The sequence below is a fragment of the Clostridium sp. X genome (assembly GCF_055755365.1).
In genome coordinates, this window is the sequence record NZ_CM146912.1 from 400311 (window position 1) to 415547 (window position 15237).

16 protein-coding genes are annotated in these 15237 nt (G+C 29.8%); 2 read left to right on the forward strand and 14 right to left on the reverse strand.

Annotated features, from left to right (window positions below):
* Positions 1 to 14: 14 nt before the first annotated feature.
* From rpiB to ACX0KU_RS02000, 7 genes are all read right to left on the reverse strand, one after another.
* On the reverse strand, positions 15 to 464 hold the full coding sequence (rpiB, locus tag ACX0KU_RS01970) for a ribose 5-phosphate isomerase B (protein WP_472991250.1): 450 nt from the start codon (positions 462 to 464) through the stop codon (positions 15 to 17).
* A gap of 50 nt (positions 465 to 514) precedes the next feature.
* Positions 515 to 967: a low molecular weight protein arginine phosphatase gene (locus tag ACX0KU_RS01975; RefSeq protein WP_472991251.1), complete on the reverse strand. Its 453-nt coding sequence runs from the start codon at positions 965 to 967 to the stop codon at positions 515 to 517.
* Positions 968 to 985: 18 nt separating this feature from the next.
* Entirely contained in the window at positions 986 to 2041 is a 1056-nt protein-coding gene (locus tag ACX0KU_RS01980) for an L-threonylcarbamoyladenylate synthase (protein ID WP_472991252.1), read from the reverse strand.
* 222 nt (positions 2042 to 2263) lie between these two features.
* The gene (locus tag ACX0KU_RS01985; RefSeq protein WP_472991253.1) at positions 2264 to 2836 is read right to left on the reverse strand and encodes a hypothetical protein; all 573 of its coding nucleotides are present in this window, start codon (positions 2834 to 2836) and stop codon (positions 2264 to 2266) included.
* A gap of 19 nt (positions 2837 to 2855) precedes the next feature.
* The gene (gene prfA / locus ACX0KU_RS01990) at positions 2856 to 3932 is read right to left on the reverse strand and encodes a peptide chain release factor 1 (protein ID WP_472992386.1); all 1077 of its coding nucleotides are present in this window, start codon (positions 3930 to 3932) and stop codon (positions 2856 to 2858) included.
* 160 nt (positions 3933 to 4092) lie between these two features.
* Complete coding sequence (gene prmC, locus ACX0KU_RS01995) at positions 4093 to 4944, reverse strand: peptide chain release factor N(5)-glutamine methyltransferase (protein ID WP_472991254.1); 852 nt, start codon at positions 4942 to 4944, stop codon at positions 4093 to 4095.
* A gap of 24 nt (positions 4945 to 4968) precedes the next feature.
* Positions 4969 to 5961, reverse strand: coding sequence for a DUF1385 domain-containing protein (locus ACX0KU_RS02000; protein ID WP_472991255.1), 993 nt, complete (start codon positions 5959 to 5961; stop codon positions 4969 to 4971).
* A gap of 310 nt (positions 5962 to 6271) precedes the next feature.
* On the opposite strand from ACX0KU_RS02000, the gene rpmE reads away from it, so the two are divergent.
* Entirely contained in the window at positions 6272 to 6481 is a 210-nt protein-coding gene (gene rpmE, locus ACX0KU_RS02005; protein ID WP_472991256.1) for a 50S ribosomal protein L31, read from the forward strand.
* Positions 6482 to 6502: 21 nt separating this feature from the next.
* On the opposite strand, the gene rho is transcribed toward rpmE, so the two are convergent.
* From rho to ypeB, 7 genes are all read right to left on the reverse strand, one after another.
* Positions 6503 to 7933: a transcription termination factor Rho gene (gene rho, locus ACX0KU_RS02010; RefSeq protein WP_472992387.1), complete on the reverse strand. Its 1431-nt coding sequence runs from the start codon at positions 7931 to 7933 to the stop codon at positions 6503 to 6505.
* Between the two features lie 216 nt (positions 7934 to 8149).
* The gene (locus ACX0KU_RS02015; protein WP_472991257.1) at positions 8150 to 8494 is read right to left on the reverse strand and encodes a hypothetical protein; all 345 of its coding nucleotides are present in this window, start codon (positions 8492 to 8494) and stop codon (positions 8150 to 8152) included.
* A 204-nt stretch (positions 8495 to 8698) separates the two neighbouring features.
* A complete protein-coding gene (locus ACX0KU_RS02020) occupies positions 8699 to 10303 on the reverse strand; it encodes a CTP synthase (RefSeq protein WP_472991258.1) in 1605 nt (534 codons plus the stop codon).
* Positions 10304 to 10478: 175 nt separating this feature from the next.
* Entirely contained in the window at positions 10479 to 10766 is a 288-nt protein-coding gene (locus tag ACX0KU_RS02025; protein ID WP_472991259.1) for a ribose-5-phosphate isomerase, read from the reverse strand.
* A gap of 109 nt (positions 10767 to 10875) precedes the next feature.
* Positions 10876 to 11292 carry a YwiB family protein gene (locus tag ACX0KU_RS02030; RefSeq protein WP_472991260.1) on the reverse strand — a complete coding sequence of 139 codons (417 nt, stop codon included), beginning with the start codon at positions 11290 to 11292 and terminating at the stop codon, positions 10876 to 10878.
* 29 nt (positions 11293 to 11321) lie between these two features.
* Complete coding sequence (locus ACX0KU_RS02035; RefSeq protein ID WP_472991261.1) at positions 11322 to 12353, reverse strand: D-alanine--D-alanine ligase family protein; 1032 nt, start codon at positions 12351 to 12353, stop codon at positions 11322 to 11324.
* 237 nt (positions 12354 to 12590) lie between these two features.
* The gene (gene ypeB, locus ACX0KU_RS02040) at positions 12591 to 13958 is read right to left on the reverse strand and encodes a germination protein YpeB (RefSeq protein WP_472991262.1); all 1368 of its coding nucleotides are present in this window, start codon (positions 13956 to 13958) and stop codon (positions 12591 to 12593) included.
* 145 nt (positions 13959 to 14103) lie between these two features.
* Between ypeB and ACX0KU_RS02045 the strand changes: the two genes are divergently transcribed.
* A complete protein-coding gene (locus tag ACX0KU_RS02045; protein WP_472991263.1) occupies positions 14104 to 15225 on the forward strand; it encodes an MGDG synthase family glycosyltransferase in 1122 nt (373 codons plus the stop codon).
* Positions 15226 to 15237: the final 12 nt, after the last annotated feature.

Here is a 15237-nt window from a genome sequence, read left to right on the forward strand (position 1 = left end):
TCCTACCATTTATTTTATTTAAAATATTTTTTCTCTATTTCACTTATTTTATTGATTCTTCCTTCATGTCTTCCACCTTCAAAAGTTCCACATAAAAAAGCATCTACTATATCAAGAGCAAGACCTGTTCCTATTACTCTCTCACCTAAAGCTAAAATATTTGCGTTATTATGTTCTCGAGTTGAGTGAGCACTAAATGTATCGTGACACAAAGCTGCTCTTGCCCCTGGAACCTTATTTGCTGCTATACTTATACCTATTCCTGTTCCGCAAATAACTATACCAAAGTCAAAGTTTTTCGCAACTACTTCTTCTGCAACTTGAACTGCGAAATCTGGATAATCGCAAGATGCTTCTGTATGAGTACCAAAATCCTTTGTATCAATACCTTTTTCCTTTAAATGGTCAATTACAGTATTTTTCAGTCTTAATCCACCATGGTCGCATCCTACTGCTACTCTCATATAAACTCCTCCTATCACTAACATTTTTACAAAAAAAGAAGATATTAGTATTAATTACCACTATCTCCTTTTATTTTATTTAACAAAAGTTCTATGCTAGTTTTTAGCATATTAAAAGTAGTTTCATAAACCCTTATGTCACTTCCATATGGGTCAACTACATCTCCTTTAAGACCTACGAACTGGTTTAAAGTATATATTTTATTTTTATATTGTGGAAAGTTCTCTTGTAATACATCCCTCATATAAGATGTCATAGTTAAAATAAGGTTATGCTCTGTAATTAAATCACTAGTAAGTTGAATAGCTCGTCTTTCGCTAATATCTACATTAAGATTACATTTTACAAGAGTAGCAGTATTTTTTGAAGTTTTACTATTTGGAGTAACAGAAATACCCGCAGAATATGCTTTAACTCCATCTATATCTGATAATTCATTAAATACAGTCTCAGCCATACAACTTCTACATGTGTTTCCAGTACATACAAATAAAATTTTCACACCGCTCCCTCACTTTCTCTAATCTTTAATATGTAGTATGTTAAATCCTGCAGCTTTTTTTAGCCTATTCATTACAGCAATTCCTAAATCTTTTTCTTCAAAAGCTTCTGAAATTATGATATCAACATCTTCCTCATCAAAATCCCTTAAAGTTTTAAATAAATTTTTTCCTATTATACTTATATTCTTCCTGCTTCCTAAGGATTTAACTATAGCTTTATCATATTTATCTTTAGTTTCATCAGTCGCCATAACTCCCACTTTTTCGCCAACATCTATATAATTTTGCACTATTTCATTAATTTTTGCAATAGTTTTTTCTAAATCCCCTACTATAATTTTCATAGGAGCCTTAGGTGCATAATGTCTATATTTCATTCCTGGCGCTTTAGGCTTAAAATCCTTTTCCATCTTTTTCATTATAGCTTGATCTATATATATTTCATCATCTATCTCTTTCAACATCTCAAGGGTAATTCCACCTGGTCTTAGTACACACGGAGGTTTTATTGTACAGTCTATGATAGTAGACTCGAGTCCTACATCACACTTTTCTCCTCCAATTATAAAATCAACTTTTCCATTTAAATCATCGATACAGCCTTGTATTTCGGTAGGACTTGGTTTTCCAGATAAATTAGCTGATGGTGCTGCAATAGGTACTCCTGCCTCTTTTATTAGTTCTCTAGCTACAGTATTAGCAGGCATTCTAATTCCTATACTATCAAGTCCTGCACTTGTTACACCTGGCACAATTGATGATTTTTTCATTATTAAAGTAATAGGACCAGGCCAAAAGCGTTTCATTATCTCTTTAGCAATATCAGGAACCTCTAAAACTAAATTACTAATATTAAAATCAGCTACATGTACGATAAGTGGATTATCCTGTGGTCTTCCTTTCGCAATAAATATACCCTTCACAGCTTCCTCATCTAAAGCATTAGCTCCTAGTCCATATACAGTTTCTGTAGGAAAAACTACGAGTCCACCTTCTTTTATACATTTACCTGCAGCCTTTATAATTTCTTTATCTAGTTTATTTTTATCAAGATATTTCACTTTAGTATTCATAGCTTCACTTCTTTACAATTATTTATTATTGCACTAATATTCCTCTTCCTTTTAACTCGAGGAGTAATCTGTCATCACAAAATTATAAATTTAAGATATCTGCTTAATTTGTATTTTATTATAATATAATGGTAATTACAAGACCTAATATTATATGAAAATTTACAACTAATATCTACTAAACTTTTCTACCTTGAACTACTTTTAATAAAGCTTTACTCTTTAATTCCTATATTCTTTTATCGCTCTTATAGCTTCTTCAGTGAAATGTGCTTTTGTACAATACTTATATAAGAAATCTAATAATTCATACTTATTATATCCACCCTTATCTATTTCTATATAAAAGTACTCTTTATTAACATTCTCACTTTTGATTTTATTATAGTAATCATTAGCCCATGAGTGTTTTGTTAAAAGCTCAGAGTCTATCTTCTTTATTCTCTTATTTCTAAGTCTTGAACTCAATATTATTACTATCTTCAAATCATTTCCTTCATTAAGAATATGAATAAATTCAACTCTATCAGATACTAAAATAAACCGTTCTCCAAAAATTCCATTTTGTATTTTAAACTGATTAACGTATTGGAACTTTAAAGTTTCTCTATCCGTACTTATAATCATAACTATAAGTATCAACATTTCTATTATTCCAAGATAAACAAATAGAAAAACGGAAAATATTTTTGTAAAGTATAAAATTATTGGAAGGAATAAAAAAATAAAGCCCATAGATAGCATGAATCTTTTAAAGATTTTTTTCTGCTTCTTAATGGCTTTATTTATATTCATTATTTCACCTCTATAATTATTAATTATTTCCCATAAGTTTCATCTTTTCAGTTTGCTCTGCTGTTATTAGACCATCTATAATCTCTTCCATCTCTCCATCTAAGAAGGAGTCTAATTTATACAAAGTAATTCCTATTCTATGTTCTGAAACTCTACCTTGAGGATAATTATAAGTTCTTATTCTCTCACTTCTATCTCCTGTACCAACTTGACTTCTTCTATCTGCTGAAATAGATGCTGACCTTTCAGCTTCAGCTTTTTCATAAAGTCTAGCTTTTAACACCTTTAGAGCCTTCTCCCTATTTTTAAGCTGTGATTTTTCATCCTGACAAGAAACAACCATTCCAGTTGGTAAATGTGTTAATCTTACAGCAGAGTCCGTAGTATTAACGCATTGTCCACCGTTACCTGAAGACCTAAATACATCTACTCTTAAATCATTTGGATCTATATCAATTTCAACATCATCAACTTCTGGTAATACGGCTACAGTTGCTGTAGATGTATGAATTCTTCCACTAGACTCTGTATCCGGAACTCTTTGAACTCTGTGTACTCCACTTTCAAACTTCATTCTGCTATAGGCAGAAGCCCCTCTAATCATGAATACTACTTCCTTGAAACCGCCTATATCTGTTTCACTAGCACTCATAAATTCAACCTTCCAACCATGACGTTCAGCATATCTTGTATACATTCTAAATAAGTTTGCAGCAAACAGCGCCGCTTCATCTCCGCCTGCACCTGCTCTTATTTCTATAAATACGTTTTTGTCATCATTAGGATCTTTTGGAAGCATTAATATTCTTAATTCCTTCTCTGTACTTTCCTTTGACTCTTCAAGACCTCTTATTTCATCTTGAATCATCTCTTTCATCTCTCTATCGCTCTCACTCCAGAGCATTTCTTTATTAGCTTCTAAATCTTCTAATAGCTTCTTATATTCTCTATATTTATTAACCATTATTTCAATTTCAGAATGTTCTTTACAAAGCTTTCTCCATTCATTTTGGTTAGCCATTACTGATGGATCACTTATTTTTATAGAAAGTTCCTCATATTTATTTTCAACAAACTGTAGCTTATCTAACATTATCTCATCACTCCGCAATCTCTATTTTCACATTTAATTATTATAACACAATTCTATCTCCATTGACAATTAACAGTTTTAACTAGTAATATACAATCTATATATTTGAGTTATTAACTCTTTTTATTAAATCTCTAATCTTCGTAATTATTAAATACTTTTCTTAGCATTTATATCCTAAAACTACTCTATCAAGTCCTGCTAAATCTTTAATTGACCTAATATCTCTAAACTGATTTTCATTTAGTATATTTTCTACTGCTACTCTTTGATCATGCCCTATCTCAAAAGCTAATAATCCTCCTCCATTTAAAACCTGAAGGCTTTGCTCCGTTATTTCCCTATAGAAATCTAAACCATCTTCCCCTCCACATAGGGCAATGTATGGCTCATAATTTTTAACGTCATCCATTAACGTAGGGATTACATCCCTCTTTATATATGGAGGATTTGAAACTACTACATCAAAAACTTTTCCCTCATTAATGGCTCTACTTAGTAAATCACTCTTAAATACCTGAGCTCTAGCTTCAAGTTGAAACTTTTCTACATTATCGTTAGTTACTTCATAAGCAATATCTGAAATATCATAGCAATAGGTTTGTATATTTTCTACAAATTTAGCTATAGATAGACCTATAGCTCCACTTCCGCAACATACATCACATATTTTATTATAATTATTTTTTTTAATTTCATCTATTACATTTTCAACCAACACCTCAGTATCTCCCCTTGGTATAAGTACTCCTTCTCTTATATCAAAAGGCAATCCCATAAATTCGCATTCTCCTAATATATACTTCACAGGCATTTTATCTTTTCTTAAACTTATTAATTTAAAAAATTCCTCTTGTTCCTCTTTAGTTACTCTAAAGTCTCTATTTAAAATTATGAACAACTTTTCTTTTTTTAAAACTTTCTGAAGTAAAAGTTGAGCATCAAGTATATATGTATCTATATCCGAGGACTTTAAGATATCATATGCTTTAGTCAGTAATTCACCTATATTCAAAGTAATACCCCCAAATAATAATTACTAGTCTCCAATCTCTGCTTCAATAGTGCCTTCTTCTTTTTCTAACTCACGCTTCTTTTTATAGCTTTCTACTGTTTCTATTCCCTCTGCAACTTTTAAAGAGCATATGGCAACTTCTAATTGTTTTAAATCTGGCTCCTGTGTAGTAATCTTTTGAAGCATTAATCCCGGATAAGCTACTAATCTTGAGAAACTATTTTCATTATTTCCAAGCCATTTAATTAGTTCATAAGTAACTCCCGAAACTATAGGTAATAAAATTATTCTATATAACATTCTTTGATATATAGAATTCCATCCTGTAAAAGAAAATAAAATAATACTAACAATCATAACTAAAAACATAAAGTTAGTACCACATCTCGGATGAAGTCTTCCTTGATTTTTAGCATTCTCTGGTGTTAATTCTATCCCTTTCTCATAACAGAATATGGTTTTGTGCTCAGCTCCGTGATATTGAAAAACTCTTTTAATATCATCCATCTTACTTATAATGTATATATATATTATAAATATACACACTCTTATTATTCCTTCAAATATATTTAAAACTATTATATTGTCTACACCAAGCCTTTTAAATCCATTAGCTGAGAAGGTAGGAATAAGAAAAAATAATACTAATGAAATTATCATAGAAAATACTAGTGAAAGTATCATTATAGCGTCATCTGCTTTATCTTTAAAAACACTTTCTACCCATTTATCTATCTTCGAAGGCTCACTATCATCATCTTCTTCATCTTCTACAAAAAAAGTTGCAGAATAATTTAGTGTTTTAATACCTACGATTAACGAATCTATAAGTGTAATAAACCCTCTTATTATAGGAAGAGAAAATACCCTATACTTTTTCGTGAGAGGTATACCACTTTTAAAATCTATTTCTATCTCTCCATTATTTTTTCTAACAGCAGTAGCAGTCCCCTTACTCCCTCTCATCATTACTCCCTCAATAACAGCTTGACCACCAACTGTAACTTTTTTAGACATATTACCACCTCTTTCTTAAGTTAATTACTTAATCTAATAGCATTTTTCAATTTCCTAATATTACTTATATTTAAAATAGAACTTAAGTCACAAAGACTATCACTCTACATATTTTTTATCCACAGCTTTATTAGTTTATTTTAACTGTTCATGAGTTTAAATTTCAAGTATAATCTTTCACCATTAGGATTTATTTATTAATCCAATTACCCGTTGATATTTTAATTACCCTATGATATAATCTTAAGAGTTGACAATTCGGTTTGAATTATTCTATTAAGAATAATTTAGTTAAGCGAGGTGAAAATAGATGAAACAAGGTTTACACCCAGAATATCACAATGATGCAGTAGTTAAATGTGCATGTGGAAATACTTTTTCTACAGGTTCTATCAAATCAGAACTTAAGATTGACGTATGTTCTAACTGTCACCCATTCTACACTGGACAACAAAAGATATTAGATACAGGTGGAAGAATTGAAAAATTCATGAAGAAATACAATTTAAAAGACAAATAGTCAATAAAAATGGGAAAGATCTTATCTTTCCCATTTTTCTTTATTAAACATTCCTAAGAACTCTGTATTATTTTTAGTTCTAGTAAGCAACCCTATAAGCTTTTCAGTTACATTGCCAACATTATTTTCTTTGTACATAACTTTTCTTATAGTAAAGGATGCCTCTAACTCTTCTGGTGTTAACAATAAATCTTCTCTTCTAGTACCAGATTTAAATATATCTATAGCTGGGAATATTCTTCTTTCCTCAAGTTTTCTATCCAAGTGAACTTCCATATTACCCGTGCCTTTAAATTCTTCAAATATCATATCATCCATTCTACTACCAGTATCAACAAGTGCTGTGGCAAGTATTGTTAAACTTCCGCCTTCTTCAATATTTCTAGCAGCTCCGAAAAACTTTTTAGGCATTATCAAAGCTCCTGGATCAAGTCCTCCTGAGAGAGTTCTTCCTGTTGGATTAATAGTTAAATTATATGCTCTTGCAAGTCTAGTTAAACTATCCAAAAGAACGATAACGTCTTGTCCTTGCTCAACCATTCTCTTTGCTCTTTCAAGTACCATATAAGCAACCTTTGTGTGATGATCTGGTTCTTCATCAAAAGTTGAATAAATAACTTCTCCTTTTATAGACCTTTGCATATCCGTTACTTCTTCTGGTCTTTCATCTATTAAAAGTACTATTAACTTTGATTCTGGATGATTAGTAGATATACTATGTGCTAACTTTTTAAGAAGGGTCGTTTTACCTGCCTTCGGAGGAGCTACAATTATTCCTCTTTGACCTTTACCTATCGGAGATATTATATCCATCAATCTTGAAGATAAGTCTAATTGACCTGTTTCTAAAGCTATTCTATCATTAGGATAAATAGGTGTTAATTTTTCAAACCTTTGTCTTCTTGCAGCTTTTTCTGGATTTTCTCCATTAACCTTCTCTACATATAATAAAGCTTGAAACTTTTCTCCTTCTTTTGCTGTCCTTACTCTACCTTGAACTTCATCACCTGTCTTTAAGTTAAATCTTCTTATTTGTGATGGTGATACATATATATCTTTTGGTCCTGTTAAATAGTTCTCTCCTCTTAAAAATCCGTAATTGTTATTTTCAATGATTTCTAATACTCCTTTTGCAATATCAGAATCATTTATCATTTCTTTTAAGTTTTTTTCTTTATCTATATTATCCCCGTCTTCACTAACTTCTAGTTCTACATTCTCTTTCTGTTCTACTTCTACAACTTGCACTTGCTCTTTATTATGTACTACTTCACTTTCTTCTAAAACTTGTGAGCTTTTAGGAGATATCTTTTCTCTTAATATAACTCCATCTTTGTTTATAGATACTGGGGAATTCTTATTTATCTCATCAATAAGCTCTGATTTTTTTAATCTAGAACTACCCTTTATCCCTAATTCTTTAGCCATTTCTTTCAGCTCAGCTACGGTCATATCTTGTAAATCTTTATTGGCCAAAATAGCACCTCCATATTTAATTAACTATTAATGTGTATTCGCGGGGAATGTTTTCACAGAAATGTTAGAAATGTAATTCTTTTTAGATTATAACCTATTTTATAGTTTTTATCTAGCTAATTTAAAGTTCGAAACAAAATAGCCTCTTTCTTTAATAATGTTATCCTAAGGCTACTTAAAATATTCATGTAATTAAATCATGGCATATATCTCTTTTTTTGTTTCTCTGTATTTGTTTACCTGTTCTTCTACTTTATCTATTTTTCCTATAAAGAATATTGGCAATCCAGTCTTTTCACATCCACCAATCACCATAGTTCTCTTTATGAAATCATTAATACTATAACTATAATAATGATAATCATTACATACAGGACACTTCACCTTTATTCCAACCTCTTTACTACCTGTCTTTGTACAATTAATGTTAGGAAAATATTCATTTATATTTACAATGTTAAATAAAGATATTCTTTCTACATCATACTGCTCAAGTGAATTTTTAAAAGCCAAGCTCACCATACCATTTATTAACATCGCAATATACCACCCTTCTATCCTTAATAAAAATTCTTTAATAAATAAATTCTATATTCAAATAATAATTCCTTCTACCAAATTATTATTTTTAAAGCATTTATTTCATGTGAGAGAATATATATTTTACAACAACTTAAAAAAACTAATACAAAATTTTGCATTAGTTTTATAGTTATTTATATTAGTTTTTATTTCATCAGACTAATTCTTATTTTCTAGACAAGCTCTTATAAATTCTCTAAACAAAGGATGTGGTCTATTTGGTCTTGATTTAAGTTCTGGATGGAATTGAGTTGCTACAAACCAAGGGTGATCTTCCACTTCTACTATTTCCACCAATCTATCATCAGGACTTACTCCTGTTACTTTTAATCCTGCATCTATAAGTTCTTTTCTATATTGATTATTAAACTCATATCTATGTCTATGTCTTTCATATATAACAGGTTCTCCATAGGCTTTAAATGCATTTGAGCCTTCGCTAAGCTTACATGGATATATTCCCAGTCTCATAGTTCCGCCTTTTTCATCTATATCTCTTTGATCAGGCATTAAATCAATTACAGGATGAGTAGTATTTTCATCTATTTCTGAAGTATGTGCATCAGTATAAGATAATACACTTCTAGCAAACTCTATAACCGAACATTGCATTCCAAGGCATATTCCAAGAAATGGAACTTTTTTCATTCTTGCATATTTTATAGCTTCGACTTTTCCTTCTACTCCTCTATCTCCAAATCCACCTGGGACTAATATTCCATCTACATTCTTCAGATAATCTTCTATATTCTCAGAAGTAACCTCTTCTGCATTAATCCATTTAATTTCTATCTTTGAATTGTTAGAAAACCCACCATGACTTAAAGATTCTACAACTGAAAGGTATGCATCATGAAGTTCTACATATTTACCCACAAGACCTATCGTTACATTTTCCTTTAAGTTCTTGATTCTATAGACCATTTCTAGCCATTCAGAATTATCTATTTCATTGCAATTTAAGTCTAATTTTTTACAAACTAGTGTGTCTAAGCCTTCATTGTGAAGCATCATAGGAACTTCATAAAGATTTTCTGCATCCAAGTTTTGAATAACTGCATTAGCATCTACATTACAAAATAATCCTATCTTCTCTTTAACTTCATTAGAAAGAGCTTTTTCCGTACGACATACTAATATATCTGGTTGAATTCCTATACTTCTTAATTCTTTAACAGAGTGTTGAGTAGGCTTAGTTTTAATTTCTCCAGCCTTTCCTAAGTAAGGTATCAATGTTACATGAATAAAACATACATTTTCACGTCCCACTTCATATTTTATTTGTCTTATGGCTTCTAAAAAAGGCTGAGATTCAATATCCCCAACGGTTCCACCAATTTCAGTTATAACTACATCAACATTTTTCTCTTTAGATACTTTATAAACTCTTTCCTTAAGTTCGTTTGTTATATGAGGAATTACTTGAACTGTTCCTCCTAGATAATCTCCTCTTCTTTCTTTTGTTAAAACCGACCAGTATACTCTACCTGTTGTTACATTATTGTTCTGACTTAAATTTTCATCTATAAATCTTTCATAATGTCCTAAATCTAAATCTGTTTCCGCTCCATCATCTGTAACAAAAACCTCTCCATGTTGATAAGGGCTCATCGTACCCGGATCTATGTTTAAATATGGATCAAACTTTTGTATTGAAACCTTTAGTCCTCTATTTTTTAATAATCTTCCAAGTGATGCAGCCGTTATTCCTTTTCCTAAAGAAGATACAACTCCTCCTGTTACAAATACATATTTAGTACTCAAAAAAATCCCCCCATAATTTTTGTAGAAATATATTGACAATCTATATTTTATTAATTATAATAGAAATTACCCTACAAAATAGGGTGAGTGTTTCCAAAAACATATTCACTATAATATCACATTTATTTTTATTAAGCTAGTCTTTTTTTGTCGTATTTTAATAATTCTTTTTATTTTATTCTTTTATCTTATCCTCAACCTCAAAACATACCTCTCTAAAGCCAGTATTTATAAGGAATTTTTCTTGTCCCCTTCTTATATTGTAGTTTACAACTCTTTTATCCTTTATATAAAAATCTCTATTGATTTTATTCATATCGTCGCATTTATATTTATTTAGAAGTAAAAATAAAAGATACTTACATTCTTTATCTTCCAAAATCTTGTACAATTCTCTTTCTTGTATCCCTTTCATTGCACAAATAATCTGAATTACCTTATCATATTTGTCTGATACATACATAATATCACCTCTTATAGAATTATTATCCACTTTTCCTATATTTAAACTCTCATAATAAAAAATAAAAGAAGAACAAACACTAAGTTTTATTCTTCTTTGTATCTAATTCTTATTCAGCTTTTATATTAATTTCTAATATAGTTTTTAAAGGCTTTTGTCCTGCTAGACTCATATTGTATTCTACAAAGGCTCTTCCACCATTATCATTAATATCAATATCTAATTTTCTAGTATCTACTCCTAATTCTAAAGTTCCATAAGGTGTATCGTACATAGATATACTTTTATAATTATTTTTAAACTCCACTCTAGCATTAGTAGTACCAAGTCTTATTAAGGTAAGTTTATCTTCATTAACTTTAATAGTTGTAGTAGTTCCTAACATTCCAGATAATTCTGTTTCATCATAAATCGCATAATATGAATTACCCTTATTAAAAAACTTTCCTTTAGTAACTACCTCAATAGCTTCATCCCCTTGACCCGACTGCTTACTCGCCACAGATATAACTGCTTTTTTATTCATATATTTTTTTATCTCCCTAACTTATGCTTTTATCTATTATTTCTCTCTATAGCAAGTTCTATAAGATCTGTAATTAATTGATTGTATGCCTTATTATCCGCTTGCCACATTTTCGGATACATACTTATTTTTGTAAATCCTGGTATAGTATTTATTTCATTTAGATAAACTTCTTTAGTATCTTTATCAACTAAAAAGTCTACCCTTGATAATCCTGAACAATCTAGAATTTTATAAATCTCAATAGCTTTTTGTTTTATATCTTCTAACTCTATTTCATTTAAATTGGCAGGTATTAAAAGCTTCGATTCAACATTTGAATACTTTGCTTCATAATCATAGAATTCATTAGCTGGAATTATCTCTCCTGGTGTTGCAGCAGTAGGCTCATCATTTCCAAGTACAGCGACCTCAATCTCCCTTGCATTTATAGCTCTTTCAACTAGAACCTTTCTATCAAATTCTAATGCAATTTCAAGTCCTTTTTCTAATTCTTCTCTATTGTGAGCTTTACTTATTCCAACTGAAGAACCACTATTTGCCGGTTTAATAAATACAGCATATCCTAATTTTTCTTCAATATCTTTTATAAACTTTTCTTTTTCTTTTGAATAACCATGGGCATTTACAACTACATAATCCGCTTGTTTAATTCCAAAGTTTTCTAATAAGTACTTTGTATAAACCTTATCCATACATACAGCCGAAGACATAACTCCAGGACCCACACATGGAGCTCCCAGAAGCTTACATAATCCTTGAATTGTTCCATCTTCTCCATATAGTCCATGAAGAACTGGAAAAACTACATCCACTTCCCTATTAAATAAAATCTCTTGACCATTTGGTGATTTATAAAACTCATCTTTTTCCCATTCACCATTTTCTATTTTATCTATACTCCCTGTATATTCAAACCACTTTCCATCCTTTGTGATCCCTATTGGGTATGCATCAAATTTACTTAAATCAATATTTCTTAATACCGAAGATGCCGAAACTCTTGATACTTCATGTTCAGTTGATTGACCACCAAATAAAATAGCTACTTTCTTCTTCATATTTACTTATCCCCACTCCTTTAAGATAACTTTTACAATAATTATTTTTATTTTATATTTCCAATATATGAGTATTCTATATATTTTAATGCAAATATCAACGCACTTAAAATTATATACTAATCCTTTAAGTATGGGAACCACATTTTTTTATAGAAACTGAGTTTAATAATAAAGGAAATAATCAAGAAAGACTTGATTATTTCCTTTAAATAAAAATGTTATATCGTAAATCTTTTATATAGTTAATTGCCCATTTGGTGTATTTATTATTTGAAGTATCTTTTGTTCATATCCAGTTTCCGCATTTATATAAACAACAAAATCATCATCATTATATCTACCAACAAACTCATAACAAAGAGCCTCATTATCTGTTTCTGTAGGTACTATAACTAAACTAGTAGAACTTATTTTCAAATTCTTTCCAACTTTAGATCTAGCTTCAGTTTCAGCAATTGTAGGCTTAGATATCTCTCTTTGTTCTCTATGTGCTACTAAATACTTCTCTGCCTCAATTCCTACAATTGTTCCATCATCTAATGCTATCTTTAATTTTACTTGATCTGTATATATAGATATATCATCTTGTTGATATACATAACTAACAGTTACTACATTATCATATTTAACACTATAAGTAGCTTTCATATTCTTATAACCTAACTTATCTAAATATTCAACTCCAATTTGCGAAGCTTTTTTTGTATCAAACCTCTCATTGTTACTTACATTTTTATTATCTAGTAAATAAATAATTTTTCCTCCGTTTTTACTTATGCTGCAAACTATCTCTTCCCCTTCTTCTCTTCCATTAAGAGTAATATTAAAGTCATATCCTGGCACTCTAGTTTTTACCTCTTCTTTTTTTGTTATATTTTTTATTTTATCTGCTCCAAGCAAATTCTTAATCTTAGTTTTTGCAGCCTCTTCTGAAATAGTTTTTTCTGATAATATCCTTGGCTTTACATCTAACACATTATCTGAAAAAGGCCCATCATAGATAAGTGCTGGATATTGAACAACCTGTTTCTCAATTGTATTAAATAGTCCAGTAACTAATTTCTCAGAATTCTCATCCAAGGCCTTACTAGCTTTTTTTCTAATTTCTCCCCATTTAACATTACCCTCATTTATATCTTGTTGAACTTCAGTTAGTTGTATAAGTAAAAAATCAGATTGGTTTTTTAACTCTTCAATATTCTTATATTCTTGTTCTGATAAATCTTTTCCTTGTGTAGAGTTTTTAACTAGCGTATAAGCATAATCTCCGACTTTTGATAGAAATCTACTGGTTCCCTCTATGTCTTTTTGAGGTATTGGTAGAGAGTGTATTTTATCATTCGCCACACTTGAATGTCTAAATATGTTCTCAAATATTACTATCCCCTGTTCTCTAGATCCCACAACCGCAGATTTAGCAAGTTCAGTTTTTATATTTCTAACTGAATCAATTAATTGGTACATATTTTTTGAGTATTCACCTTGTAAATAATTTCTATAATCCCTACTCTCTAACGTGGTAAGTATTGCATAAGTAGTGGAGAAAACTATAATTAGAGTCACTATTGCAGTATAAATAAATCTTTTCTTTGCCATTTTCATTGACTTTTTCCTCCCATTTATCAATCCAATAATTCTTTACCATTAGTATTTGTTTTAATAATTTTTGTTATTCATTTTGGATATACTAACTTTAATAATAATAGAAACTTTAGATTCAAATTTAAGATGAAAGAATGTGTTTTGATTGAGGACATTAATTTTTTCCATATCTGCAGGAGATGGGCATAAAAAAACCTCTTTAGCAATTAAAAATCATATATTGCTTAATAACAGAACTTCTGAAGTACTTATAGTAGATGCTTTAAAATATATAAGTCCACTGTTAGATAAATTAATTATAGGTAGTTATTTAAAAAGTATTAAAATAAATCCTAAAATCTACAAGAAAATTTATGAGATAATTGATAATAGTACTTCCAAGGTATCATTTCTAAAAAAAGACTCTATAATAGATAAATTATTTGCTTTAAAATTAAAAAAATTAATATATGACTTCGAACCTGATGTAATACTAGCCACACATCCTATACCTACTAAAATCTTATCTACTTTAAAATTGATTTGTGGGCTTAATATACCTGTAGTATCAATAATTACCGATTATGCTTGTCATTCTTTTTGGATTCATAAAGGCATTGATGCTTATATAACTCCTACCAACTGTATTGTTGATGATATAGTAAAGAGAGGTATAAATAGCAATATAGTATATAACTTGGGTATTCCTGTAAACCCTGACTTTCTTCATAAGTACGATCGAGCTTCGACTCTTGAAACTTTAAGCTTATTCCCCAATAAATTTACAGTTTTAATTATGGGAGGAAGCCTAGGATTAGGTAAAATTACTGATATATATATAGAACTAAATAAAATTCTTAACGATATACAAATAATAATTATTACAGGTAAAAATCAAAAACTATACTCTAATTTAATTAAATTAGCTCCTTCTTTTTCAAAGGAAACTCGAATATTACAATATACTAAAGAAATAAATAAATATATGCAAGCATGTGACCTTCTACTAACAAAACCTGGTGGAATTACAATAACAGAAGCTATGATTTCCTCCATTCCACTTGTCTTATTTTCTCCAATACCAGGACAAGAGGAAAAAAATGTAGATTTCCTCACAAAAAACTCCTTAGCAATACATTTAGAAGATATAAAAAATTGTAGTGATACTTTAGTTGACTTGATAAATTATCCTACTACTTTAAACAAAATAAAACAAAACTATTATAAGTACATAAACCCTAATTCCGGTAAGGATATATACAACCTTTTATGCAACTTATCTAATTGAATTACTCTAAAA